Source organism: Pseudoalteromonas sp. T1lg22 (genome assembly GCF_002964645.1).
Lineage (GTDB): Bacteria > Pseudomonadota > Gammaproteobacteria > Enterobacterales > Alteromonadaceae > Pseudoalteromonas.
On record NZ_PQBY01000017.1, the window covers coordinates 1 to 25,759 of the forward strand.

26 protein-coding genes and 3 tRNA genes are annotated in these 25,759 nt (G+C 45.9%); 16 read left to right on the plus strand and 13 right to left on the minus strand.

The window, feature by feature from the left end:
- Positions 1–854 precede the first annotated feature (854 nt).
- The 3 genes from C2M24_RS12440 to C2M24_RS12450 all read right to left on the minus strand — a co-directional run bounded on the left by C2M24_RS12440 (position 855) and on the right by C2M24_RS12450 (position 3,403).
- The gene (locus C2M24_RS12440; protein ID WP_105215281.1) at positions 855–1,370 is read right to left on the minus strand and encodes a hypothetical protein; all 516 of its coding nucleotides are present in this window, start codon (positions 1,368–1,370) and stop codon (positions 855–857) included.
- A gap of 97 nt (positions 1,371–1,467) precedes the next feature.
- Positions 1,468–2,853 carry a class II fumarate hydratase gene (locus tag C2M24_RS12445; protein WP_105215283.1) on the minus strand — a complete coding sequence of 462 codons (1,386 nt, stop codon included), beginning with the start codon at positions 2,851–2,853 and terminating at the stop codon, positions 1,468–1,470.
- Positions 2,854–2,929: 76 nt separating this feature from the next.
- Positions 2,930–3,403: a Dps family protein gene (locus C2M24_RS12450; protein WP_105200382.1), complete on the minus strand. Its 474-nt coding sequence runs from the start codon at positions 3,401–3,403 to the stop codon at positions 2,930–2,932.
- Between the two features lie 283 nt (positions 3,404–3,686).
- On the opposite strand from C2M24_RS12450, the gene C2M24_RS12455 reads away from it, so the two are divergent.
- The gene (locus C2M24_RS12455; protein WP_105200381.1) at positions 3,687–3,884 is read left to right on the plus strand and encodes a hypothetical protein; all 198 of its coding nucleotides are present in this window, start codon (positions 3,687–3,689) and stop codon (positions 3,882–3,884) included.
- On the opposite strand, the gene C2M24_RS12460 is transcribed toward C2M24_RS12455, so the two are convergent.
- Both C2M24_RS12460 and C2M24_RS12465 read right to left on the minus strand, forming a co-directional pair.
- Positions 3,881–4,480 carry a PGAP1-like alpha/beta domain-containing protein gene (locus C2M24_RS12460; protein WP_105215285.1) on the minus strand — a complete coding sequence of 200 codons (600 nt, stop codon included), beginning with the start codon at positions 4,478–4,480 and terminating at the stop codon, positions 3,881–3,883. The genes C2M24_RS12455 and C2M24_RS12460 overlap by 4 nt on opposite strands.
- A gap of 83 nt (positions 4,481–4,563) precedes the next feature.
- Complete coding sequence (locus C2M24_RS12465) at positions 4,564–5,109, minus strand: YaeQ family protein (protein WP_105200379.1); 546 nt, start codon at positions 5,107–5,109, stop codon at positions 4,564–4,566.
- A gap of 213 nt (positions 5,110–5,322) precedes the next feature.
- Here C2M24_RS12465 and ylqF point away from each other — a divergent pair, with 213 nt between their 5' ends.
- From ylqF to C2M24_RS12490, 4 genes are all read left to right on the plus strand, one after another.
- Positions 5,323–6,276: a ribosome biogenesis GTPase YlqF gene (gene ylqF, locus C2M24_RS12470; protein ID WP_105200378.1), complete on the plus strand. Its 954-nt coding sequence runs from the start codon at positions 5,323–5,325 to the stop codon at positions 6,274–6,276.
- A 445-nt stretch (positions 6,277–6,721) separates the two neighbouring features.
- Positions 6,722–7,537: a hypothetical protein gene (locus C2M24_RS12480; RefSeq protein ID WP_158683759.1), complete on the plus strand. Its 816-nt coding sequence runs from the start codon at positions 6,722–6,724 to the stop codon at positions 7,535–7,537.
- A complete protein-coding gene (locus C2M24_RS12485) occupies positions 7,534–7,944 on the plus strand; it encodes a hypothetical protein (RefSeq protein WP_105215291.1) in 411 nt (136 codons plus the stop codon). Before C2M24_RS12480 ends, C2M24_RS12485 begins: the two co-directional genes overlap by 4 nt.
- A 376-nt stretch (positions 7,945–8,320) precedes the next feature.
- The gene (locus C2M24_RS12490; protein WP_158683760.1) at positions 8,321–9,031 is read left to right on the plus strand and encodes a hypothetical protein; all 711 of its coding nucleotides are present in this window, start codon (positions 8,321–8,323) and stop codon (positions 9,029–9,031) included.
- 115 nt (positions 9,032–9,146) lie between these two features.
- On the opposite strand, the gene C2M24_RS12495 is transcribed toward C2M24_RS12490, so the two are convergent.
- The 5 genes from C2M24_RS12495 to C2M24_RS12515 form a co-directional block, all read right to left on the minus strand.
- A complete protein-coding gene (locus C2M24_RS12495; protein WP_105215295.1) occupies positions 9,147–9,800 on the minus strand; it encodes a recombinase family protein in 654 nt (217 codons plus the stop codon).
- A 285-nt stretch (positions 9,801–10,085) separates the two neighbouring features.
- Complete coding sequence (locus C2M24_RS12500; protein ID WP_105215297.1) at positions 10,086–10,829, minus strand: hypothetical protein; 744 nt, start codon at positions 10,827–10,829, stop codon at positions 10,086–10,088.
- A gap of 537 nt (positions 10,830–11,366) precedes the next feature.
- Positions 11,367–11,855 (minus strand): hypothetical protein, encoded by a 489-nt coding sequence (locus tag C2M24_RS12505; protein ID WP_105215299.1) that lies wholly within the window; start codon positions 11,853–11,855, stop codon positions 11,367–11,369.
- Positions 11,848–12,087 carry a hypothetical protein gene (locus C2M24_RS12510; protein ID WP_105215301.1) on the minus strand — a complete coding sequence of 80 codons (240 nt, stop codon included), beginning with the start codon at positions 12,085–12,087 and terminating at the stop codon, positions 11,848–11,850. The genes C2M24_RS12505 and C2M24_RS12510 overlap by 8 nt, the downstream gene beginning before the upstream one ends.
- Before the next feature lie 170 nt (positions 12,088–12,257).
- A complete protein-coding gene (locus C2M24_RS12515; RefSeq protein WP_158683761.1) occupies positions 12,258–13,823 on the minus strand; it encodes a hypothetical protein in 1,566 nt (521 codons plus the stop codon).
- Positions 13,824–14,458: 635 nt separating this feature from the next.
- Here C2M24_RS12515 and C2M24_RS12520 point away from each other — a divergent pair.
- Positions 14,459–15,241: a VOC family protein gene (locus tag C2M24_RS12520; protein ID WP_105215305.1), complete on the plus strand. Its 783-nt coding sequence runs from the start codon at positions 14,459–14,461 to the stop codon at positions 15,239–15,241.
- A 4-nt stretch (positions 15,242–15,245) separates the two neighbouring features.
- Positions 15,246–15,911, plus strand: coding sequence for an SDR family oxidoreductase (locus C2M24_RS12525; RefSeq protein ID WP_105215307.1), 666 nt, complete (start codon positions 15,246–15,248; stop codon positions 15,909–15,911).
- Here the strand turns inward: C2M24_RS12525 and C2M24_RS12530 are convergent.
- On the minus strand, positions 15,900–17,768 hold the full coding sequence (locus C2M24_RS12530) for a M48 family metallopeptidase (RefSeq protein ID WP_105215309.1): 1,869 nt from the start codon (positions 17,766–17,768) through the stop codon (positions 15,900–15,902). The genes C2M24_RS12525 and C2M24_RS12530 overlap by 12 nt on opposite strands.
- A gap of 2 nt (positions 17,769–17,770) precedes the next feature.
- The gene (locus C2M24_RS12535; RefSeq protein ID WP_105200374.1) at positions 17,771–18,358 is read right to left on the minus strand and encodes a LemA family protein; all 588 of its coding nucleotides are present in this window, start codon (positions 18,356–18,358) and stop codon (positions 17,771–17,773) included.
- A 117-nt stretch (positions 18,359–18,475) separates the two neighbouring features.
- Here C2M24_RS12535 and C2M24_RS12540 point away from each other — a divergent pair, with 117 nt between their 5' ends.
- The 4 genes from C2M24_RS12540 to C2M24_RS12555 all read left to right on the plus strand — a co-directional run bounded on the left by C2M24_RS12540 (position 18,476) and on the right by C2M24_RS12555 (position 22,530).
- On the plus strand, positions 18,476–18,829 hold the full coding sequence (locus C2M24_RS12540; protein ID WP_105215311.1) for a hypothetical protein: 354 nt from the start codon (positions 18,476–18,478) through the stop codon (positions 18,827–18,829).
- The gene (locus C2M24_RS12545; RefSeq protein WP_105215313.1) at positions 18,822–21,152 is read left to right on the plus strand and encodes a fatty acid cis/trans isomerase; all 2,331 of its coding nucleotides are present in this window, start codon (positions 18,822–18,824) and stop codon (positions 21,150–21,152) included. The genes C2M24_RS12540 and C2M24_RS12545 overlap by 8 nt, the downstream gene beginning before the upstream one ends.
- 97 nt (positions 21,153–21,249) lie before the next feature.
- Positions 21,250–21,753, plus strand: a complete 504-nt coding sequence (locus tag C2M24_RS12550) for a hypothetical protein (RefSeq protein ID WP_105200371.1) — start codon at positions 21,250–21,252, stop codon at positions 21,751–21,753.
- Positions 21,754–21,909: 156 nt separating this feature from the next.
- The gene (locus tag C2M24_RS12555; RefSeq protein WP_105215392.1) at positions 21,910–22,530 is read left to right on the plus strand and encodes a dUTP diphosphatase; all 621 of its coding nucleotides are present in this window, start codon (positions 21,910–21,912) and stop codon (positions 22,528–22,530) included.
- 2 nt (positions 22,531–22,532) lie between these two features.
- Here C2M24_RS12555 and yrfG read toward each other — a convergent pair whose 3' ends face one another.
- Positions 22,533–23,186 carry a GMP/IMP nucleotidase gene (gene yrfG / locus C2M24_RS12560; RefSeq protein WP_105215315.1) on the minus strand — a complete coding sequence of 218 codons (654 nt, stop codon included), beginning with the start codon at positions 23,184–23,186 and terminating at the stop codon, positions 22,533–22,535.
- A gap of 61 nt (positions 23,187–23,247) precedes the next feature.
- On the opposite strand from yrfG, the gene nudE reads away from it, so the two are divergent.
- The 5 genes from nudE to C2M24_RS12585 all read left to right on the plus strand — a co-directional run bounded on the left by nudE (position 23,248) and on the right by C2M24_RS12585 (position 25,236).
- Complete coding sequence (nudE, locus tag C2M24_RS12565; RefSeq protein WP_105215317.1) at positions 23,248–23,799, plus strand: ADP compounds hydrolase NudE; 552 nt, start codon at positions 23,248–23,250, stop codon at positions 23,797–23,799.
- Positions 23,800–23,823: 24 nt separating this feature from the next.
- Positions 23,824–24,627 carry a 3'(2'),5'-bisphosphate nucleotidase CysQ gene (cysQ, locus tag C2M24_RS12570; RefSeq protein WP_105200368.1) on the plus strand — a complete coding sequence of 268 codons (804 nt, stop codon included), beginning with the start codon at positions 23,824–23,826 and terminating at the stop codon, positions 24,625–24,627.
- A 266-nt stretch (positions 24,628–24,893) separates the two neighbouring features.
- Positions 24,894–24,970: transfer RNA gene (locus C2M24_RS12575), tRNA-Met, on the plus strand.
- 49 nt (positions 24,971–25,019) lie between these two features.
- Positions 25,020–25,096 (plus strand) — tRNA-Met (locus C2M24_RS12580).
- A gap of 63 nt (positions 25,097–25,159) precedes the next feature.
- Positions 25,160–25,236: transfer RNA gene (locus C2M24_RS12585), tRNA-Met, on the plus strand.
- Positions 25,237–25,759: the final 523 nt, after the last annotated feature.

Here is a 25,759-nt window from a genome sequence, read left to right on the forward strand (position 1 = left end):
CATCCATGAAGTATCTCCCCTTCGCGCATCCATGCGCTCACTTCCTCGAACTGCGAAGCGGGGCTTCGGTTTCTCGTCACCCAAACTCAGCAGTGAAACGGAACAGCCGGATGGCCGGCCCCGGTCGAGGATAGTGTGGCATTTGCTATGTGAAAGTAGGTCATCACCAGGCTCCTATTCAGAAAAACCCGCTCAATGAGCGGGTTTTTTGCGTTTGTAGGTAGGCCTCTTAGGCCGACAATGCGGCATGTCATTGTGGCATGTATTTGCACCTTGTCGGGGTAAACCCCGACCTACAATCAATGTAGCGGGTTTTTTGCGTTTGTAGGTCGGTCTTTTAGGCCGACAATGCGGCATGGATTTGCACCTTGTCGGGGTAAACCCCGACCTACAATCAATGTAGCGGGTTTTTTGCGTTTGTAGGTCGGTCTTTTAGGCCGACAATGCGGCATGGGGTTGCACCTTGTCGGGGTAAACCCCGACCTACAACGGCCTTGTCGGCCAGCCCCGACTTAAAAAACTCCCACAGCTATCTGTAGGCGCGGCTTTAGCCTTGCAAAATCAAGATATAAAAAACACGCTTGGATTAGGCTGGCTTTTCTTGGTATTAAGGGAGTGAACTTGTTAGGCTATTAGGGATGATTAGAGAATAGTGTCGAGGTTGTTGTGATAGCACTAGGTGCATATTTATTGGTGTTTGCACTATTTGGGGTGGCTGCCACTTATTTTGCTAAATTTCTTTATTTTCAATGGCGCCGCCAAGAAATGCGGCCCCGATATATTATCAGGGCCTTACTTTGTCTCTTGGCGATTATTGTCCTGTCTTTACTGCTCAGCTTATTTGGTTACTGAGATTAGTAAACCGAAGAAGAGGAGCCCTGAATTTTAACGCACTGGGACTGTTGGCACTGGGTTGATGGACGCATTAGGTGTTCGCAAATGCTCACTGCCCCGGTCTTCAGGTTAAATTGACGCTCTTGCACAGTGATTTCTTCTGCCAATGTTTTAACCTGGGCGGCATCTGCTGTCTTAGTCGAAAATACAAGGTATTCATTGGCACCACCACAGGCTCTGCTGCCAACGGCAACCACCTGGCATTGCTCAGTGCTATCACAGGATTTATCCGCCGTAAGTTCATGGATCTGCTTATAACCTTGAGCGATAGACTCAGGGGTGGCGGTGATCTGCATATTTTCCACTCTGATAGGGTTTTTTGTAGTGACCAGCTGTTTAGGTGCCGGCTTAAGTTGGTTGTCTAGTTGTTGTGCTTGGTTTGGCTGTTCCGCAGCTAAGGTCTGAGTTTCCGCTTGGCTACTGTTATTACAGGCGCTAAGCGCCAGCACCGCGATGGCTATAAATGATAATCGCATAATAAGTTTATTCTTTTGTTGATGATCTTAAGCACCATCATACTGACATTTTAGCCGTGCGCAAATGCTTGCTTTTTATCCTTTAACCATACCTGCACTAATTTTCAATGCCCCCTTGGGTAAGCTTTTTGGGATCCAGTAATTGCAATAAGTCTTCATAGGGAATATCTGTTTCAGCGGCGGCGACATCGAGTATGGCACGCTTTTCGGCATAGGCTTTTTTAGCGATTTGCGCCGCTTTTTCATAACCGATAATTGGGTTTAGGGCGGTGACTAAAATAGGGTTTTTAGCTAAGGAGCGGGTGAGATTTTCTTCGCTTACCTTAAAGCTGGCGATGGCTTTATCGGCCAGCGCTCTACTGCTGTTGCTAAGTAACTCTATGCTTTGCAGTACGTTATAGGCGATCACCGGCAACATAACATTGAGTTCGAAATTACCTGACTGACCGGCGATTGTGATAGTGGTGTCGTTACCTATCACCTGAGCGGCGGCCATGGTGGTGGCTTCCGGGATCACCGGGTTGACCTTGCCGGGCATAATCGATGAGCCAGGCTGCAGTGCTTCCAGCTCTATTTCAGCCAAACCACCGAGCGGGCCCGAGTTCATCCAGCGCAAGTCATTGGCTATTTTCATTAGTGCCACCGCAGCGGTTTTAAGCTGCCCAGAAACGGCGACCACGGTATCCTGGGTGGAGATATGAAAGAAGAGGTTCTCTGCGGCACTGAAATCCACGCCAGTTTGCTTGGTCATTTCTTTGGCAAAATGTGTAGCGAAATGTGGATCGGCATTAATGCCAGTGCCGACCGCAGTGCCCCCTTGAGCGAGCTGTAACAGGGCAGCTGCGCTGTGGCTGATATGGGCTCTGGCGGCGACGATTTGCGTGTGCCAGGCTGACATGCTTTGCGCAAAGGTAACCGGCATGGCATCCATAAGATGGGTGCGTCCGGTTTTGACCAACTCGCCAACCTGTTCAATCTTGGCCGCGATCACCTCTGCAAGATGATCCAAGGCTGGTAGCAGTTCCTGCTCGATGGCAATGGCACTACTGACATGGATGGCCGTGGGGATTACATCATTAGAGCTTTGCCCCATATTCACTTGATCATTGGGGTGCACCTTGGCACCGAGCAGATCAGTGGCACGGGTGGCAATCACTTCATTGGCATTCATATTGGTGCTGGTGCCTGAGCCGGTCTGAAATACATCAACGGGGAAGTGTTCTAAGTGCTCTCCAGCGATGATTTCGCTACATGCTTTGGCGATAGCCGAACCTGTCTTGGTATCTAAATAGCCGAGCTCAGTATTGACCTTAGCTGCGGCGCGTTTGATATGGGCGAGCGCGGTAATAAAGCGGCTCGGCATGGTTAGCGAACTGATTTTAAAATTATTTACGGCGCGCTGTGTTTGCGCTTGATAGAGGGCGTTGACGGGAACCTTGAGCTCCCCCATGCTATCGTGTTCGCGGCGGTATTTAGGGGTCATGCTCTGCTCCTGAAGGCTAGTAAAGTCGGTAGTTAAGAAAGCCAGGCGCTAAGTTGTCGCCTGGCTTGATGGACTTTTAGTCGAGATAGGCTTTAAGCATCCACACCAGCTTTTCCTGTTCTTTGATGTAGTCGCTCATTAATGCCGCCGTGCCTTCATCTTCATTATCACTGGCATCGACAAGAATGTTGCGCTGCATCTTGATCAAGGTGGTATAGCCCTCAAGGAGGTTTTGCAACGCCTGACCACCATCGCTGATATTTTTAGCCTCGTTGATCTGGCTCAGCTCGATATAATCTGTAAACGCATGCAGCGGTTCCCCTCCCAGGGTAAGAATGCGTTCGGCGATTTCATCGACCTTTTCCAGTAACAGGTTGTAGATTTCTTCAAATTTGACGTGCAGTTCGAAAAAGTCGCGGCCTTTTATATTCCAATGAAAGCCTCGAGCGTTCATGTATTGAATTTGATAGCAGCTCAATAAGCGGTTGAGCTCATCGATGATAGTTTCTGTTTCTTGAGTATCTAATCCAATAGCATTTACTTGCGACATAGCTGTCTCCTTTGCGTTTAGAAGTTGTCTTCAGTATGGCTTAAAGCCCATTAATAACAAGCGGATAAAATCGATTTAAGCCATCAAATAAAATGATTTGCATACGCTTGTAACTAATGACATGGGCATGATTTATGCCAAAAACAAGGTGCTCATGGTGAAATATTGATCTATCGCAAAGGCGGATTGTGAGCTCAAAAAAGCGACACTGAAAGTTGATTTAGCGCAATATTTGTATGCACTAGGGGAGCATAATCTGAACATCGACATAGGAGATGTGGTTATGAATAAATCGAAAAAAGCTGAAATCACAGTTTGTGTTATTGCCGTTCTCACCTTTGTAATTACTTTAGTGGGTCACCTTGCCGGTGCCAGCTACGCAAATTCCGATGCCTTCGGCATGATTGCAGCACCTATCCCTCTAGTGCTGGCTATTATCGCTATGGTTGCTTATAAGATTGCCGCTGCTGCTGAGGATTAATCCTCGCGCAGTTGCTCAAGAATATAAGCAACGACTTTGCGGGAGTAGATCAGGCTGGTGTGGCTAAGGTGAAATATTTTGTGCTGCGCCATGCCGTTGAGCTTGGTTTCATCGACCTTGACCGTACCATCGCATGGGTGTCCCTGTTCAAACAGGGGTAACAGGCCCAGAGGTAAGTCACCGGCAATGCTGTAGAGCTTGGCGTTAAAGGGCCAGTCTTGATTTTCACTGGCCAGATATTCCAGGCTGTTTTTTAGCAGCGCCTGCATACCTTTTTGCTGCATATGATGGACTATCTTGGCACCCTTGTGGGGCGTGCCCAGGGTAAAAACCTTTTTTACCTGATCCGCTTGGGGGAAATCCTGGCTGAGATAGCGTCGTGCGATCAGGCCGCCCAAGGAATGGCAGACAAAGGCGCAGTCCTGATCGCCGATAAAGGCATTGATGCGGGCGAAGATCTCATCGGTATTGGGATCTAAGGTGTTATATGACAGGTTGAGTATATCGTAGCCGTGTTTTTGCAGCCGTGCGCACAGAGGGCGCATAACAAAACCCGACATATACAAGCCATGTAAAACTACTACCTTAGTGATCATACTTATCCTTACCCACACCTTGACCTAGGTCCGACATAATTCATGACGAATCGTCACCAACACTTTGTCCCAGTTTTGGCTATTTAGCCCTGACCCTGCCAAGAGGTCAAGGTAATTTGCAGCGTTTGCTCCTGGTTGCTCACCCATACTTCGGCATCTTCTATGCTAATGGTGAGGTCGACGCTGCGCGAGGCCATGGCCGCCAGTTGCTGAGTCTGCTCATAGTTCAAGCTGATCACCCTAAGATTTTTAAACTGGCTTAACTTTTGCTGATTCTTTTGCCACCAAATTTCCTGGTTGTTTTCGCCATAGGCGTACAGCACTACTTCTTGGGCACGAGTGCAGGCTTTTTTGAGGCGCTTTTCATCGGGCAGACCGAGATCTATCCACAGGCTGATGCTGTCATCCATTTCCCGTTGCCATAATTCCGGCTCGTCTTCGGCGCACAGGCCTTTGGTAAATTGCAGCTCATCATTGGCATGTAAGGCAAAAGCCAGCAGGCGGATCATCAGTCGTTGCTCGGTTTCCGAAGGATGCTGGGCGACGGTTAAAGGGTATTCTTGATAGTGGTGGCGATTCATATCACTGATATTGAGACGCGCTTTAATTATGGTGGCCTTTAATGCCATAACAACTACTTCCTAGGCGAGCAAAGCGGGCAGTATACACCCTCATCTGCTCATTTGCTCTAGCTCGTTGGCAGGCAAAGTCGTGAAACTCGGCGCCAGCGATAGTACAATAGGGGTTATTGGTAGAGTTGCATGCGTAACTTCGGCGCTCAAAGTGGTGTTTTATAACGCTGCACCAGCAACTGCTTGATTAAATATAAGGTTATAAAGCGAATGAGTAGAGCAGGAATTCAATGGTTTCCGGGCCATATGAACAAGGCGCGCAATGAAATAAAAGAAATCATGCCGCAAATGGACGTGATTATTGAAGTACTGGACGCGCGTATTCCCTACAGCAGCGAGAACCCCATGGTGGGTGCACTGCGCGGCGATAAGCCGGTGATCAAGATCCTGAATAAGGCCGATTTGGCCGATCCACAGATGACCACGCAATGGCTCAATTATCTTGAGCAGGAAAGTGGTGTTAAGGCTCTGCCGCTGGAGCATGATAAGGCCGCGCAGGTGGGCAAAATAGTCGAGCTGTGTAAAAAGCTGGTGCCTCACAAGGTGGGTGCCGATAAACAAATTAAAGCCATGATCATGGGTATTCCCAATGTTGGTAAGTCGACCTTGATCAATACCCTGGCGGGGCGTATCGTCGCCAAAACCGGTAACGAACCGGCGGTAACCAAGGCGCAGCAGCGGATTAAAATCGATGAAGGCATCATGCTTTATGATACCCCAGGAATGCTCTGGCCCAAGGTTGAGAATGAAAACTCCGGCTATCGCTTAGCAGCCACCGGCGCTATTCGCGATACCGCCATAGATTATGAAGAAGTGGCCAGCTACACCGCGGAGTATTTGCTTCAAGCTTATCCGCAGTTGCTGATTGACCGTTACAAGGTTAACCCCTTACCCGAGCATGATTATGACTTTATGTTGGCGGCGGGTAAAAATCGGGGCTGTATTCGTGGTGGTAACCAGGTAGACCTGCATAAGTTCTCGGAAATTTTAATCAATGAGCTGCGCGATGCAGTGCTTGGCCGAGTGAGCATGGAAACGCCTGAGATGCGTGAGCGCGAAGAGCTGATGGTGGCTGAACTACGCGCCGCAGCCGAGGCCAAAAAAGCGGCCAAGGAAGAAGAAAAGCGTCAGCGCCGCGCCCGGGCCCGTAAGAACCGCCGTTAATCTACGGGTATTAAATCACAGACATAAAAAAAGCCCGCAAGGGCTTTTTCTACCCTAGAAAGTATCACTATTTACGGTGAGTGTGTGACACAAAATAGTAGCATTGTGTGACATAATTGAAAGCACAAATGGCTTTTGTGCAGCTCTCTACCCATACTTATATATCTTAATCTAGGCAGGGAGTGCCACACATGCAATACGTCTACACCAAGCATACAGGCAGCAAAACATGTCTAACTTGTGTTAACCACCAAAACCCCAAATCGATTGATGTTATAACTCGAGACCTCGTTACCAATGCCGATATTAAGTTTATCGAAAAAGAGTTAAGCGCTAAGTTCTTAAGAGCAGTGGGCGAAGTGCATTATCTCTTTAGGAAATATTAGAATTTTATTGTATATCTAGTACGATGTATAAAACTTCGAGGCTGCAGGCTATTAAATCTATGGAAGGTATTGAATACTCGAACTTTGAAAAAGAGACTCTTAAAGCTATAAAGCATTGTACTGGTCGAGTCAGACAATGCTGTGAAAATGCCATAAAGCATTTGGAAAAAGCCTGTATTTTAGAGGGCTTCGATAATGAAATGGCGGTATTCAGAGGTATAACAGCCGAGGAAGAAGCTGCGACTGCCCTCATTCTTTGCTTAAAAAATCATCGTTATAGAAATGCGGAGAAGTTAGACTTCAAAAAACATCTAGTGAAATTAGGGGGCTCTCAATTTCTAGAACACTTAAGGAAACAACTTTTCAGCTACCTTAAAGTCCAAGATTTCCCCGCTGAGTTAGCGAGGCTGTATTTTACAGAGGTTAATGGACGTCCTGCTTTGGGGTTGAAATTAAAACTAAAAAATACTGGCTTTGATATCATTCCGAAGCCACCACTTAACTTCAGCTCGTTTGAAAAAAGTTCAGGCCAACATATTAAATATGATGCTACTTTTAAAAGATTTTGGGCTGAGAACGATATTGATAACGCCCTTAAATACCTAAAGAGTATAGCTAACGAGAGAAATAAGCTTCTTTACGCTGATAGTTCAGGGAAGCCTTGCGTAGAAGGTCATGTTGATGAGTACATTGTCTCTCAAAAAGACAAGGTTTTTAGGTTTCTATACCTTATTCTATTGATAGACCCTTGGGAGAAAAAAGAGGGCAAGTCAAAATTTGTACAGCAGGCTCTGGATTCTTATCTACTTTTACTTGAGAAAATAGATGCACATGAATGTGCTGAAATGCACCAAAATTTGGGAAGCTTAACTTGAAAATATATGCACTATTGTTCCTTGTGCTTTGTTTATCCCAACAATTGCATGCGAAAGAAATTGACGTGTACGCTTTTTGTGATGCATCCACTAAGTTTCTGAAGAAATTATCAGTACTTCCCTTGGAAGATTTGGTTGCTGTAAAAAGCGCCATAGCAGCTTCTAGTTCGTTAGAGGAGCTTTCAGTAGCGTCGGGAGTGCCATACATAGATTGGATAGAGGATACTCAAAAACAGCTCTTAGTTAGTGAGAGTGATGCTAAGCTCATTGTTTTCGAGCAGGTAAAGCCAATTGAGTTTTCGAGATATAGCCGAGTAATAAATATGCATGGCGTAAAAGATCACCGTTTATGGGATAAGGTACTTAACGATTGTGTATCTGTTAACCTAGCAGCTTTAATTGATTAGTTTAGTCGATAAGTGATTGTCTTTTAGTAAGACTCTATTCTAATTTCCTATCCCATAACGGTATGTACATCACTCGTATCATCAAAGGTAAAAGGAATAGGTGGGGGGCAAAAATAAGAATTAAAATTACTGCTACTACAGAACCAAAAATAAAACTGAACCACAGTACGAAACCACCAATTAGTAAGCCTGTTACAACGATGTTCCAAATTAATCTAAAGGGTAAAAAAACTATGTTTTCTAGCACAACATACCTTGTCTATAAGCGCTATTTTATCAAATAACGATACAGCATAGCGCTTCTGTAATTCAAGGTTTCAGCAAGACTGATATCGTTTATGAATGGGGACACTCGTTAATGTGGGTTAATAGGTTTATGAAAAATTTTGGGTTTATCGCAACTATATTTTTAGCTTTTTCCTTTGTGGGATGTAGCTCGGGCAAAAAGCTCACAGAAGAGGAAGTAGATATTTTAACTCGGCTCTATAAAAATATACAAAAGAGACAGACGCAGCGATTTACAGGACGAGATGAGGAATTGAAAGCCTATGTAGATGCTTTTGTTGTATGCAACACCAAAATATACCCCTACCATTCTGAACAGGCAGAGATTACACGCTCGTTAATTCAGGACAAGTTATATTCTTATGTTGGCTTTATAGAAGACAATTCTTATTATAACACTGTGCATTTTGCCATGGCCAATCCCGCATTGGGTTTAGAAGTGTCCCCGATATTCGAATTACTTGCATCACCTACTTTAACTCAGAAAAAAGTATTGAGAGATAACTATGATACCTTCATAGGAGGTGCTAGAAAACAACTGGAAGATTATTCCACCAAACTTATTGAAGAGAAAAAATCCTTTGCTAATTTGCCAATTGAAGAGAGGAGACAAAAGGGTTTAATTCTCGTTTCACCGTTTATTTGTAGCGAGGCTGATTCTTACCTTGGGTTGTTCGACTATTCTTTAGTTGGCGAATTTAAAACATTATCTAGAACTTCGGCTGCTGAAATGATTAGAAGCTCTAGCAGTCAGTCCAGAATTAAAGCTATAGAGCAATTTAATAAACTCCCTAACAATTAGAACCTGTTCAAATTACTAGGATGGTGGAAAAATATATAGTTGCGAAAGGTCTGCTGAGCGCCTTGATGGCGCCGCTACTTTTTTACAAGCATTTCGGTAAAATATCTCGTTGATTTTAAAGAGTTAAACTTAGCCTATCTAAAAGCCTTTTAGCTTGAGTAGTTTGCCACTTCTTACCATCAGCGTTGACGGAGCTTAGAGTTCTAGCAAGAGCGCTATAAGATTTATGATTCTTGAGTAGTTCAGTCACAAGGGGGCGTAATTTTTCAGCTCTAGCTACAGCAGCTTCTCTCTTAGCTAGTATCATTTTATCGTGACCTTCTCTAATACCTCCAAGCTTTACACCTCTAGCTTTAGCTTCTTTCAGAGCAGCTTTGGTTCGTTTACTTATAAAGTCACGTTCCTGCTCTGCTAAGGCCGCATATATATGAAGTTGAAATTTGTCTGCATTAGGCATTACAGCCACTTTAACATCAATCTCTTCAATAACTCTTGAGAACACACTCACTTTACGAGAAAGACGATCTACTTTAGCGATTAATAGCGTAGCGTTGTTACATTTACAGGCTTTTATGGCCTCTTGAAACTTTGGACAATCCTCAATATTTGAACCACTGTGAATGCTTGTGTACTCACTAAGTATCCTGTAGGGAGTGTCTGAGTATGTATCAAGGAAGATTGATATGTCTCGCTGCTGAGCCTCTAATCCCAGACCAGATTCACCCTGCTTTTTAGTCGATACTCTGTAGAACAAAACATACTTTCTCATATTCATGTCCACGTGGATTACGGTGTGGATTTTACACTATACGACTTCAGTTACACAATCAACCAGCATTGCAAAGTGTAACTATGTTCACATAAACATAATAAATATATATGTATCAATAATTTATGCATTATTTGATGCTGATACAGCGTCACGCTGACTAAATAAAAAATAAAAACCTTTATAATCAGTATGTTACCGATTTCAATTTAAGGCTAAGTAACTATTTATTTTTTCTTTTTCTTTTGACTATTAGCTTTCGCAATTCGTTAAACACATTTTGCGTTACGCAGCAGAAAGTAAGTTCTCAAAAGAGACTCTATTATCTGTCACTATACAGTTCTTTCTACCTTTTGAAGTCGCTCTTTTTGCTATGTAGGCCATCCAATTTAATACCTTCATAGCGTTATTATTTGTAATGTTGACTAGGCAACGCTGACCAATTGTATTCGCTTTAATAGCAGCCCTACGCTCATCGGAAGTCTCATAAAATACATCCCACAGAGCCAAATGCTGTGTGTCATATTTATTAAAGTCTGTGATGATGTTGTAGCCCGTAAATTTGTAAGGGCGTGCATAATCGACAGATCGCATTTTTTCCACTGCTGGTTTGAGCATGGATTTATTACCTTTGTTCTTAAGCATCTCTCTGACTTTAGATCTAAAGCTTTTGTGAGGATCTAAGCTAGGACTACATTGGTAAGTAATAAAGCAATGGAAGTGTGAGCCTTTAGTTACAGTAGACAACTGATCTGTGGGATCAGTATGCACTTTTGAAGATTCCTTAGAATATTCTTGCTTGATGACAAGTAGACTCTCAGGGAAAGATTTATTTAGTAGGTTTGTAACATCATTAAATCTAACATTATCGTTAGCGTACAAGATAAGATGGGCTATTTGCTCGCCTAGAATATTACCCTGTGAATTAGGATCAAATAAATCAGCTATCCTATTAAACCATGTTGCATTTACTTTTTCTTTGACCTTTGGTGATATATTTTTTATAAATCTATGCTTGGATTTAGGCATTTAAAACCTCCTTTTATTGAAAACCCCTTTTTAATTTTTTCATATAAACCTCTAAAGAGAACTAATAGTGGTTAACTAAAAAAGATAAAAACGAACCAAAACAGATAAAAAATAAAAAGCCTTAAATAACAGAAGGTTACAATTTCACCTTCACCTTAGCCTCAATCACTTTTCAGTGATTTAGATATTATTTTACTTTATAATTAATTATTTTTACCATTTTTAACTTTGGTTATTCGAACCTATATATAAATTCAAAACAAAGCTTACTTAGCTAAATTTTTATTTTAATAGGATATACTATTGATACCATTTGAATTATACGATCTCTATCAAAGCCTACTTTATATAGATTCAAGGCGAGCCTATAAGCTGGTGGTTGAGAATCAGAGAACGAGTAACCAAGCTTCTCTATGAGAGACTTGATATTTATTTGCTCTTTTACATTATTCATTGTTTTTATTTCCGTGTTGAAAGAGGGGCCAAATGCTACTCTCCATTGCAGGTGACCCCTCTTGGTTTGATTGTAAGCTGTTATTAAATGATGCTTAAAAGCGCTTCTTTTAACTTTTGCTGGTTGAGAGAATGCTTATTCTCAGCATCGACTCTTGCTTGCTCTTCTTGTTCAATGAGTAAATTCTCAATGTAGCTTTCTTTGATAGCTGTCAGTTCTGCTTTGTATTCTGAAGCAATTTGCTTTTCTAGAGCTTCTAATTCTTGATCTTGTTCTTGTTGTGGTTTCGTAAAGGCTATTCGGTATGTTCCACCAGCGACTATAGTTGTTCGTTGATAATCAATATCCGCATCTTTGAGAGTAGTAGTTAGAGCTTCTACAGCATCCTTAAACGTCCTGTATGGTAATATAACGAGCGCATTCGATTCTCTATCACCTAGGTTAGGAAACCCTTTTAAATAACTTATACGTGCATTCTGGACACGTCTATCTAGTTCAGCCTTGTCTATTTGCCAAGCTTGTTTATGTTCATCTAGTAATTTCTTCAGAGGAGGCGATAACTTTTTAGTCATTAGTACCTCCTAAAACTTGGTAAATAGCTTGGTTCATTGATAGTCCCTTGTTCATAAGGTTAAGAATTTTTAAGTAACTACCGTTGTTGCCATGTTGATCAAACTCAATCCCAATTTCTTTGAGTAAGTTTTTTAGTTTGGTGATAGTTTTAGTGTGTACGGAATTGATGAGCTGGCCTGTTTTTAGGCAATAAGTTTCCGCACAAACACTGTGTATAGTGTATGTGTTCATACTTTCCCTTTATAATTTTAATTGTTTAGAAATAAACTCATAGGTATGAGAGCATAGAAAAGCCGCGTATTGGGCTGTGATGAGTTGTAAACTGATTAGACAAGAAATTAATTAATCAGCTTACATACTCATTATAACACCAGATTGCTATTTTTGCAAATGATTCTCATTTACATGTAGCTTACTAGGTTGATATAACGCTGAGCTTTTTCAAGATTTAACTCAGTATACCCAGTGGTGACTGTTTTGGCCCCGTGCCCTATCAGTTTGTACTTGTATTCATCACTAATATCACCGAAGCAAGAGATAACGTTGTGTCTGAAGCTATAAAGCACTAACTGATTGCCAGCTTCGTCATTATTGGGTATCTCAAACTCTTTCCTGAATAATGCGAACCTATTAGTAAGCTGGTTACTATTAAGCTCGAATAGTTCATCATCCATGCTTTTTGTGTCTACGTAATCCATAAAGCCTTTCTCAAGGATTCTTTTGTGTATTGGCACCTTTCGTTTTGCATTCTTGGTTTTGCCGCTCAAGATTTGAATATAAATAATTGAGGTTTCTGTATCTGTAACTATTTGAGATTTCCTTAGAGTTGCAACTTCTTTATTTCTCATACCATGATAAGCCATAAGTAAAATAGGCCAAGAGTAGGGACTACTGAGATTCGCAAAACAATGCTTAACGATTAAAGTTGCTTTGTCTTTGGGCAGAGGAGCCCTTCCTGCTTCTCTATTTTTTGGGACTTTTAGAACAGCTTTATCCATGGGGTTATGGCTTATGTAAGACTTTCTAACAGCTTGAAAAAATACGATGTTTAGAACTTCCTTGGTATCACCCAAAGTTGAGGAGCTAAATAAGTATTTAGGGTTTATATTGTCTAGATCGCCATTTAAAAGAAGTTCCCAGCGATTTGCTCTTTGGATTTCTGTCTTTTCTTCATTCTTAATTTTATCGTTCTCAGGATTGAATCCTAGCTCTTGGCCACCTGAGAGTTTTGGCATTCGACACAAGAAGTGCCAATTCTCTTCTATTGTCTCAAATGTAATTTCATCAAGGTGGAGTCCCCTGAAGGCTTCCTTTAAGTCTCTGAATTTACCTTCATGCGATGTTCGCTTGGTTTTACTATAGTCTTTCCACAAATCAAATACTTCTTCCTCCATTTCTTCAAATAGTGGAGCTGTACTTTTTGGTAATGGGTTTAAGTGAGGAGCGGGAGTAGGTTGCCTAATGTTAAACCTGTTACACATGCTCTCTAGTTCTAACTTGAACGCAATGTTGTCACCATCTTTGTAGGCGTTAGTTAGGTTTTGTGCATGGATTTGAAGCTCATTAGATAGGTAATCTAGTTTTTCACTGTAAAGAGTTGGAAGAGCGAGAGCGTCATACAATTCGTGATTGGTTATCACCCATTCATCTGACTCGTCGTCGTACTTTGCAATATCAGTAGTAGAAGCACATGTTGCCTGTTTGCCTGCAGTTGAAGTTATTAAAGAGGTAATCCATTGCTTGAAAGTTGGGAATGATGGAATAGTTTGCTGGGATACAGGGTAACTACAGTTCTCTATCTGATATTTTGTGTATCTCTGTTTATCGGTTTCTTTGAACCACCGCTCCATATAGGTATTGTTTGTCCCTGAAAGAGGGTTTGTAACGGCTTTTCCGATTCTGGATAACTCATTCGCTCTATTTACTATTAAAGCTTCAATGTATTGATTTAACTCTTCTTTAGTCACAAGCTTTCCCTTACTTTCTGACTTATTGAGGTAATCTAATATAGCCTGAACATACTCTCTGCTTCTACTTGGAGAGTCGGTTTTTAGGCTTTTACGGTAAATACAATCAGATAAGCGAATATTGAAGTGATAGATTTCATGGCGTCTAATAGTGTGCCTTATTGTGTTCATACTTTGTGTCCAAATGTGTGACACTTTCTAGGGGACTATCTAACGTCATGAAATCACAGACATAAAAAAAGCCCGCAAGGGCTTTTTTGTTTTCATATCTACCGTCACCGATATGAGCAATGTAGCAAGTAAAATGTAGTGCGGTTGATGGATTGACCATATCAAGGGGCGTTGAATTGACCGCCATCAACCTGTGCCTTACGAGCGCTAAGCGTGTTTCAGGGTCGTGAAACAAATTTTCAGTAACAAGCGGGTTTAAATTCTCTCAACTTGTTGAGATTGATTATCAATTAGATTTAAGGGTCAGTCAACAGTTATTGCAAATAATTCTCAATTAAATTTTTCATGTCTTTTTATACTTAACTCGTTTAAGGTCAATAGCTAAGATCTGGCAATAGAATTATTGCTCCAGTCTCTCGCGGATTACGCTATGGTTATTAAAACAATAAAGGGGATGTACTAGTATGAGTCAAGATAATTACCCTCAAGGACATTTTTGCTGGGCCGAGCTGTGCTCAACAGACTGGCAAAACGGCAAGACCTTCTACGGCGATTTTTTCTCTTGGTCGGCGCACGATCAGCCTATTGGAGAAGGTGTGTATTACACCATGCTGCAAAAGCAGCAGCAGGATATTGCCGCCATGTATCAGATGCCCGCCGATCAGCAGGCGCAGGGCGTGCCTAGCTATTGGCTGACTTATATTGCCGTTGATGATGTCGACAGTAAAACCGCCGCTGCCAAAGAGCTTGGAGCCAGCATAGTGCATGGTCCGCATGAGGTGCCCGGTGCCGGGAAAATGGTGTTGCTATGCGATCCCGGTGGCGCCATGGTGGCTTTATGGCAGGGTCAGGGCCATAAGGGTTCACAACGTAAGAATGAAACCAACACCCCTTGCTGGTTTGAACTGGCCACCCGGGACATGCGCGCCAGCACCGAGTTTTATAAGCAGCTGGTGGGCTGGCATAGTGAATCACACCCTATGGACGATATGGAATACAGGGTTCTCAGCATTGATGGTGAGGAAATTGGCGGCATGCTGGAAATGAATGAGCAGTGGCCGGACGACATTCCATCGCATTGGATGGTGTATTTTCAGGTTGATAACTGCGATGAGCAGGTGGAGCTGGCAAAAAAACTCGGCGCTGAGGTGTGCGTAGAGCCTATAGATATTCCGGATATTGGTCGCTTCAGCGTGATTAATGACCCCCAAGGCGCGGTATTTTCGGTTATTCAACTACAAGGATAAGGCAATGACTCAACATGTGGTGATTACCGGTGCCAATCGTGGCATAGGCCTGGAATTGGCTAAGCAGTACGTGAATGCCGGTGCCGAAGTAAGCGCCTTGGTGCGCCAAAGCAGCGATGAACTTGATGCTTTAGGTGTTCAGGTGATCTCTGGTATCGATGTTTGCGAACCCGAGCAGGTACGTGATCTGGCAACCAAACTTGATAATAAGCCCATAGATATTTTGATTAACAACGCCGGGGTGTTACACAACGAAACCTTGGCGGATATGGACTTTGCGGCGATAGAGCAGCAGTTTGCCGTCAACGCCCTGGCACCTTTGCGCGTTACCCATGCCTTGGGGCATTTATTGCCCGCCGGTGCCAAGGTGGCGATGATCACCTCACGCATGGGCTCTATTGCCGACAATGGTTCTGGGGGCTATATAGGTTATCGCATGTCTAAAGCGGCCCTGAACGCTGCCGCCGTGAGCCTGGCCCACGAACTTAAGCCGCGTGCCGTTGCGGTTGGTTTATTTCATCCCGGTTTTGTGCAAACGCGTATGGTGGGTTTTGCCGGTGACGTCAGCCCCGAGGTCGCAGCGCAGCGCATAAAGCAGCGGATCGCCGAGCTGGACTTGGCCAATACCGGCGGCTTTTGGCATGCCAATGGTGAGCGCTTACCCTGGTAAGCGGCTCACTACTTCACTATCTACATTTAAGCAGGCGGCAAGTGTGTATAGGATCACCTGCTCCGCCTCATTAATTTCGCCATCGTGGCTAATGCAGAGCTGGCAGGCTTGGACCAGCACCTGCTTCTTCGCCTGCGGCAAGGCTTTCACTATGCTTAAGGCGCGTTGTAAACGGGTGACCTGACATTGGGCATCGCCATAATAGCGCATGGGTAACTGCAAGGCCTCGGAAGCAGCATTAAGGGCTGTTGCCTGTTGCTGCTCATCACTGTGACCAAAGCTGGCAAGGGCGTTAAGCAATTGCTCGCAGGCCGTTCCGATAAGCTTTTTATTAAGCCCACCTATGGCGCTTGTACTGGCTTCACTCAGGGCGTGGGCGCTCAGTTCATAGAAGGACCAGGCATGAAGGTCCAAACTACCATCTACGACAACAATATTTTTTAGCTTGGCTAAAAACTCCCGCTGTCCATGTATTGGCAAACAACGTAGTGCCCCTATGGCAACCTCCAACAGCATCAGCTTTTTACTCATGCCAAGCCCTGCCAAAGAGGCTTCCGCCTGGTCGAATTTAAAGGCATCGACATAGGGTAACGCGACAATCTGACGCAGTTGTGCTTGGCGCTGCTGCCAGTCTTGATGCAGGCAGAGCATCATTACCAGCCACTGGGCATCCACTGGCTCATGAGCCAGGTAACCAAGGTTGGCATCGACTCCTTCAAGTTTTATCTGATTCAGGTTGTTGTTTTGATGTCGCGCCACCTGAAACTGACTTTGCTCATGCGCCGCCATCATGGCGCCATGCACCGTCGTATGGGCATGGCCTCTGGGGCGTTCGGTAAGCACGCCATCCCAGCTGGGGTCCAGTGCTCGGATGCGCTTGCTCAGAGGCGGATGGGTGCTTAACCAGGATAGCCAGGGACTGAGCGCATCGGAAAAAAACAAATGGCTATATAAATGCGCATTGTTTTGTCTCAAGGTGTTTTTGCGTGGGCTTTCGGCTATTACCAGTAAGGCCTGAGCCAGGTCATAGGGGGCGCGAGTGAGTTCGGCGGCTCCGGCATCGGCGAGGTATTCCCGCTGGCGACAGACCAGGGCCTTAATGGCATCGCCGAGCTGAGTTCCAAGCCAGCCAAACAGGGTAAGTATCAGGCCAACGATGGCGCCAAAGCCGGCTCCGTCGCCTTTTTGGGCGTGTCGGCGCGAGGCATGCATGGCGCTGTAGATAAGATTTTCACCAGCCTGGCCAATAAAGGTAATGCCGAAGAGTAAGGCCGTCATACGCACATTAAGGCGCACATCGCCGTGACGAATATGGCTGAACTCATGAGCTACCACCGCCTGTAATTGCTCGCGACTTAGCTGTTGTAAGGCTCCTTGAGTAACGGCAATAACACTGTCCTGTTTGTGATAACCGGCGGCAAAAGCGTTGATGCTGGGCTGACGTTCAAGTACATAAACCCCGGGTACCGGCATTCGTGCGGCGATGGCAACTTCTTCAACCACGTTCAGCAATTGACGATGCAGTGGATCATAACTGTTGCTTTGCACCTGCTCACCACCGAGTTGTTGAGCAATAACGTGACCTCCGCGGCGCAGTTGCAGGTATTTATAGACCACGGCCGCCATGATCACTGAGCCTATGGTCAGGGTGACGCCAAGGTGTATACGGCTGCCGTTCTCCAGAGGTTGAAGACCATAATTAAAGAATGTATAGGGATCGGTGGCGAAGACGCGCATCAACCACAGTAATGGCCAATGGGCGAGGGCGATCAGCAGGGTGACCGCGAGAACAAACAAGGTAACCAGCAGCCAGGTTTTACGCCTAGCCTGGCGCTGGTGTTCAAAGAAGTTGTGCACGGCTAGTTAAAGGAAACTTTCGGTGCCTGACGTTGTACTTGTGGGTCTTCCAACTGCAATAGTGGCGCATCGATACCATGACCCGTCATTTTCGCAACCAGTACAGGAGGGAAGCTTTGCTTAAAGCTGTTGTACTGCATCACCGCGTCGTTATAGGCCTGGCGGGCAAAAGCGATACGGTTTTCTGTGCTGGTAAGCTCTTCGCTTAGGTTGGCCATGGTGCTGTCGGCTTTAAGGTCGGGATAATCCTCGACACTAATTTGCAAGGCACCGAGGGCACTGCTTAGTGCGCCTTCGCTGGCGGCCAGCTGTGCCAATTTGGTGGCATCAATATTGCCTTGATGCAGCGCTTGCAGGGCGCTTACCGCCTGGTTACGGGCGGCGATAACCGCTTTTAGGGTGGTGTTTTCATGATCCAGATACGCCTGCGCGGTAGCAACCAGGTTAGGCACCAGGTCATGGCGGCGGTGTAATTGCACGTCTATCTGTGCAAAGGCATTTTGAAATTCGTTCTTATACTGTACTAGATTGTTGAAGATTATTACCACGGCTATGGCGACAACAACCAGTATGATTAAAAGTACTGTCATGTGCGTTCTCCTCCCTAATTACTTGGTTAATATACCCTATCTGGTTACAAAAGCAGCCAAAGCAAAGACTTTTTTTGCTATTATGAGGGCTGATTATCGACTTTTTCGGGGTTTTCCGTGGAATTATCGCAAGGCGCTGTGCTTAGCCTCCCTTTGTTTTTACTCAATGACTCACTTTATTCTCGCGACATGAATGAACCAGATCTGCTGTTAGAGATAGAGCTGGACGAAGATCTGCTGGCGCATTTATGCCAAAACCCCAGCGCCGAGCAAACGGTGAGCCTGCAGCTTAGCAGCTATGAGCTGCGTCCTCAGGCTCAGCCCTTGTTGTCTTGTGAGCATCAGGCCATGCTGACTTTAAGTCGTGGCCCGTTATTGGCAGCAGTCCTGGAGTGCAGCGATGGTCAAAGCTACGTTTCGCCCCAGTTGGAAATGATGCCAACCTTCGACCTCGGTGACGAATATGAATAAACTGGCGTGGATGCTGGTTCTGGCGTTTTGTACCGGCTGCGCCGTACTTGGTGCTCAGAAATATGACAGTCTCTACGGCCAACAGCTGGTGGAAAATCGTCAGCATCCCATTTCTATCGAGCAGCAGAACTTCTTCCAACAAGAGGTTAGACCCATAATCGATAACCGCTGTGTGGTCTGTCATGGCTGTTATGATGCGCCGTGCCAGCTGAAAATGTCCTCACCTGAGGGCATAGAGCGTGGTACCTCAAAAGACTTGGTGTATGACGGTACCCGGTTATTGGCGTCCGAGCCGAGTCGTTTATTTATCGATGCACACACCACGGCGCAGTGGCGTGATAAGGGATTTAATCCGGTGCTCAATGAGCGCCAGCAAAATCCTCAGGCCAATTTAATGGCCAGCGTTATGTATCGCTCCCTGGCTCTTAAACAGCAGCATCCTTTGCCAGAACAGGCCATCTTGGGTAAGGAGTTTGACTTTAGCCTGGATCGCCAGCAAAGCTGCCCGACCATAGAAGAATTTGAAGACTACGCTCTCGACAACCCGTTGGCGGGTATGCCCTATGGCTTACCTGCGCTAAACAATGCGGAAATGGCAACCCTGACGAATTGGTTGCAGCTGGGGGCGCCCTTACCCGACGCCCCGGAGATCAGTACCGGGTTACAGGCCGAGGTCGATAAGTGGGAAACCTTTCTTAATCGCGACGAGTTAAAGCACAGATTGAGCGCCCGTTATATTTATGAGCATTGGTATCTGGCCAATATCTATTTTGCTGATGTGGAGCGCGGACAATTCTTTAAGCTGGTGCGCTCCAGCACGCCGCCGGGGCAAGCCATTAAGGTGATCGCCACCCGCCGTCCTTATGAAGACCCCAAGGTTAAGCGCGTTTATTACCGTTTACAGGCGTCCCACAGTACAGTACTGGCGAAAACCAATATTCCGCTATTGCTGAATGACGGTAAACTTGCGCGTCTGCAGCAGCAGTTTATTGATGCCGAGTACCAGGTCACCCGTTTGCCCGGTTATAGCATAGAGGTGGCCTCCAACCCCTTTAAGGCCTTTGCCGCCATCCCGGTGCGCTCTCGCTATCAGTTTATGTTGGATGAGGCCGAGTTGATTATTCGCGGCTTTATTCAAGGCCCGGTATGTCGCGGGCAAATCGCCCTCAATGTGATCAATGACCAATTTTGGGTGGCCTTTGTCGATCCGCAATTTATCGGTGCCGAGCAATTCGAGCAATTTTTAGAGCGTCATGAAGACACTCTGGATATGCCAGCGCAGGAACAAAGTAATGCACTGCCCATCTCTAGCTGGGTCAAATATGCCGCCAAGCAAAGCGAATTTCTAGAAGCCAAAGCGGCTTTGGCAAACGAAGTTTTTGCCGACGGTCAGCACTTAACCCCGGACCTGCTCTGGCAGGGGGAGGGCTATAATGACAATGCCGCCTTGACCATTTTCCGCCATTTTAACAGTGCTACTGTGGTGAAGGGCTGGGTGGGCGAAGCGCCGAAAACGGCGTGGATCCTCGACTATTCCCTGTTCGAGCGCATTCATTACCTGCTGGTGGCCGGGTTTGATGTTTACGGTAATGTCGGTCATCAGCTGCTCACCCGTCTCTATATGGACTTTTTGCGTATGGAAGGGGAAGACAACTTTTTGTCTTTATTACCTCTGGAGGAGCGTGCCCAATTGCGTGCCCACTGGTATCGCCGCTCACCGAAAAGCCTGGTCGAGTTCCTTAAAGACTCGGACATCCGCTTTACCCAACCCAGCGGGATAAGCTATAGCAGCGACGATATGCAGCAGGAGCTTTATCGCAAGTTGGCGGCCAAACTGGAGCCTGTGCTGAGCAAACGTTATGACTATCGTCAGGCGCCAGAGGTGTTGCAGCGCCTCAATGCCCTAGATAGTAAGGCGGTAAACCTATTGCCCCAGGTCAGTTATATCCTGGTGGGCGATAAGGAGTCTGAGTATCAGGCCTATACCCTGGTGCACCATAACGCCCATTACAATATCAGCAGCCTGCTACGCGAAGAGGCGCAGCGCGCCTACGATGAAGATAAGGCTTTGGTGGTGCCCGGTTTTATCGGTGACTATCCGGAAGCCTTGTGGGTGCTCAGTGAAGAGCAGCTAACTGCCTTTGTGCAAGGCTTGGAACAGATGCGCAATGAGCAGCAGTATCGGGCCCTGAAAAGTCGCTTTGCGGTGCGTCGCAGCGACCCGGATTTTTGGCGCTATAGCGACTTGTTACACCAGGTCTCAAAGCGCTACCGCGGCAATGAATACGGCCTGTTTGATTATAATCGTCTGGAAAATCGTTAGCTTAGCAGTTTATGGTGCAACAATTTTATAACACTTGTGTACTAGTGTTTGTTTTGGCAAAATTGTTGTGCTCGTGCCTATTAGAAAGAGAATAACAATGCACTATTGGTCTATATTTTTAATTATTGTCGCAACGGCATTCACTGCTCAGGCGAATGAAAAGAAGTTGAATAAGTGTATTAGCCCTTCGGGTAAAGTGGCCTACACCACGGAGCCTTGTCCTGCGGGACACCGTGAACAGGTGGTGCGTGAGCAGATGTCGCTGATGCAGTTTGCGCAAAAAGCGCGTCAGGCACCGGACGTAGGCCCTAAAGAAGCCGACGAAACCGACCTGGCTTTTTATCTGCGTAGTAACTTTACGCACACCGATTGGGTTGAGAATATTCAGCGCAGCTACCTGGAGCAAGGTAATGCCGTGGTGGTGGTAAACACTTTCCGCTTGCATAAACTTGAAGGCATTTGTCAGGCCACTCAGCAATGGATTCAAGAGCACCCTCATCCTATTTTTAATCTTCAGGATATGCGTTTTGAATTTACCAGCGGTGCCCCCTTTGAATCCCGATATGTGACCCAAGGGGTCTGTGATTACCGCTTAAGATAAAATTTAAGAGACACAAAAAAGGAGCCTGGGCTCCTTTTTTATTGCCTTGAATTCGCTGCAGACCCAGAGCCAGAGTAGGGGAAGTGGCTAATCCCTTTCACTCTCTTTGCAGTTAACGGTATGATAGGTTTATTAACCGCGAATGTGAGAGATAAAATGTCGAGTGCTGCAAAAAAAATAGCCGTTATGTTGGAAATGCAACATGCCATGAATACCAAAGTGCATGAGCAATGGTTTGACCAAGGCTTTGAATGGTATCGAGCAATCTGGGTTGAGTGTGCGGAAATGCTCGATCACTACGGCTGGAAATGGTGGAAAAAGCAAACGCCCGACACCGAGCAAGTAATATTAGAGCTGGTGGATATTTTTCACTTTGGCCTAAGCCTACGCATTGACGGTGAAACCTCTTTTGCCGATCTAGCCGCCGCTCTTGAGCAGGAAATGGCGCAAGTGCATAGCGAAGCGGATTTTAAAGCCACTTTAGAAGTCTTGGCCGCCAGTGCGGTGAATGACAAATCCTTTAACGCCGCGGCATTTGCCGGCTGTATGCAGCAAATCGGCATGAATATCGATGACCTGTATCGTGGTTATGTTGGTAAAAATACCCTTAATTTCTTCCGCCAGGATAACGGCTATAAGGATGGCACCTATATCAAGGTGTGGCATGGCCAGGAAGACAACGAGCACCTGGTGGAAGTGGTGAAAAGCCTGGATACAGAAAACCCAGACTTTGCCCACCTGGTTTACCAGGGCTTACAACAACGTTACCCAGCGTAACCCTAGATAGGTAAAATATCCCGATAGTCGGTGATATTTTCATACCCGGCTAGCTGGCGACTCGGTTGCTTGCTATCCGGGTTGGCCACCGCCAGCAGGTGGCCAATACCAAAGCGTTTGGCCGATGCCAGCACAGCCGCACTGTCGTCCACAAACAAGGTGCGCTCCTTATCGAATTTCAAATCCTCTTGCACCTGCAGCCACAAGCTCTGCTCTTCCTTACTGACACCATAGTCATGAGTGGAAATAAGCAGATCCAGATACTGATCCAGCTCGGTCATCTCCACCTTCAGGCTTAAACTGTCGCGATGGGCATTGGTGAGCAGAATCAATTCCTTACCCGCCGCTTTTAAGGCCTTGAGAAACACAATAGCGTCATCACGGATGGAGATAAGGTGTTGTATCTCGCGTTTAAGCTCCATGATCGGCAGCTGTAATTCCTGCTGCCAGTAATCCAGGCAATACCATTGCAGTTGTCCATGCACCTCTTCATAGCGCTGGGCTATGATATCGCGGGCTTCGACGAGACTTATTTGGTGGCGCTTGGCATAGGCCTGGGGGATCAGTTCCAGCCAAAAATGATTGTCAAAATGCAGATCCAGTAAAGTGCCATCCATATCCAGTAGCACGGTGTCGATATTGGCCCAATTTGGCATAGGCTTTTCCTATTAAAACAATTATGATGAGCATTAAGGTGATAATAACAAAGTCGCGGCCATGACACAGAAAAAGCATCCAACTCCTCCACAAATTCTCGACACGCAAGTGGTTGCTCAAAGCCGCTTATTCACAGTCGAAACCTTAGATTTATGTTTTTCCAACGGTGAGCAGCGCCAGTATGAACGTATTCGTGGCGGCGGCAGAGGAGCCGTGCTTATAGTGCCGGTTACCGAGCAGGATGAGCTGATCCTGGTGCGCGAGTATTGTGCCGGCACCAATGATTATCAGCTGGGGTTTCCCAAAGGCTTGATCGATCCCGGTGAAACCCCTGAGCAGGCGGCGGTGCGTGAACTTAAAGAAGAAGTAGGCTTTGGCGCACATAACTTGAAGGCCCTCAAGAAGGTATCATTGGCGCCAAGCTATTTTAATGCCCATATGCACATTATTGCCGCCACTGAACTTTATCCCGAACGTTTACCCGGTGATGAGCCCGAACCCTTAGAGGTGGTGTACTGGCCAAAATCACAATGGCAGCAACTGTTGGCAGAACCGGATTTTACTGAGGCGCGAAGCGTTGCCGCTTTGCTATTATTAGTGAAGGCTTCCTAGTAAGTTTTAGGAGAGGGGGTAAGATTGCAACAATTCTTAGAGCCATGCATTGAATTGGCTGAACAGGCTGGCTTAGCAATTATGGCGATTTATCGTCAGCCGGATATTGGCAGGCAAGTAAAAGCCGATGATACGCCGGTCACTAAGGCCGACCTTGCGGCGAACGCGGTATTGGTCGCCGGTCTGCAAGAATTAGCAAGCGATATCCCCATTATGTCCGAAGAAACGCCTATTCCCCCCTTGGCGGACAGAAAACACTGGTCTCGTTATTGGTTGTTGGACCCAATGGATGGCACCGGCGAGTTTATTCTTCAAAGCGGCGACTTTGCCGTCAATATTGCCCTGGTTGAGAATAATCGCCCGGTTTTAGGGGTGATCCACTGGCCGGCGAAAAACATCACCTATTATGCCACCTACCAACATGGTGCTTTTAAAAAGAGTGCTAAAGGCATAGAACGCATTAGTGTGGCGCAACCAGGCGGCCTTACGCTTGCGGTCAGTCGCAGGCAAAAACTCGAAGCGGTAAGCCAATACCTAAACACCACATTTGATACCGTACCCTTAGGCTCCTGCTCGTTAAAGGCCTGCATTGTTGCCGAAGGTAAGGCCGACTGCTTTATGCGCATCGGCCCTACAGGCGAGTGGGATACAGGCGCCTCACAGGTGATAGTTGAAGAGGCTGGAGGCAGTATTACCGATGCCGAATTCAATCCTCTGACCTATAATCAAAGGGAGTCGACCGAAAATCCCGACTTTATAGTTATGGGTCACCCCGATTGGGAATGGCAAAAGATGATCAGCCCACATCAACGCTCGCACCACGACTGAATTGGTGGAAAAAGCAGCATCTAGTCGCGTTCTTAGCATTTAAACTTGCATTTTCACTCTTTTGCTATATTATGGCGCTCTCGCTGGCTAGGGGACACTCCTCAATACCAGCGGTAGAAGCTAAATCAGTGTGTTTTTGACAGGGTTGAGTTTCGAAATTTACAGGCGCGGGATGGAGCAGAATGATAAATCATTCGCCGGACTGCTAAGCCTAAAAGCCGAAGGTCGTCGGTTCCCGACGATGATGAAGCTTTAAAGTCTACTGGCGCGGGATGGAGCAGCCTGGTAGCTCGTCGGGCTCATAACCCGAAGGTCGTCGGTTCAAATCCGGCTCCCGCAACCAACTTCTTTTTGTTCGGTTAGAAGTCAAAAATAAACCTTCAGTCTACTGGCGCGGGATGGAGCAGCCTGGTAGCTCGTCGGGCTCATAACCCGAAGGTCGTCGGTTCAAATCCGGCTCCCGCAACCAATTCTTAATTGGATACGCCACTTCTTTCGAAAGCAGAAGCAAAACAACTTTCAAGTCTACTGGCGCGGGATGGAGCAGCCTGGTAGCTCGTCGGGCTCATAACCCGAAGGTCGTCGGTTCAAATCCGGCTCCCGCAACCAATTCTTAGTGATTTCTCAATTAAAGTTTTCAAATTTATTATTGTTCGACCTACGGTCGTCGCCACGGCGTGTCGCGTTCACATCCGGCTCCCGCAACCAATTCCTTGGTAGATTTTCTTATTATTCTCCCTTGAATCTATAATTATCGACCTCCGGTCGTCAGTTCGCTTTCAACGTTCACAGCACCCGAAACCAACTTTTAGTTTTTTCTCACTTAAAGTTTTCAAATTTATTCTCTTCCGACCTCTGGTCGTCGGTTCGCCGTCAATATTCACAGCTCCCACAAGCACTTTCCTTGTAAACTTTCTCTGTAGGTCATCCAGGATCGCCACCACTGCGTATCGCCTTGATATCTTGCTCTCGCTAATATCAGCTTGAAACACCACTTCTACCTCGCTTTTCGCGCTCCTAAAATACTGGCCGTACCAAGTTTCGATCTCATTTTTTATCATGGTGCGGCAGCGGACGACATTTTAAGCATCCGCGAAGACCCGCTCGCTTAGTTTTTCTAAATTTGATTGCA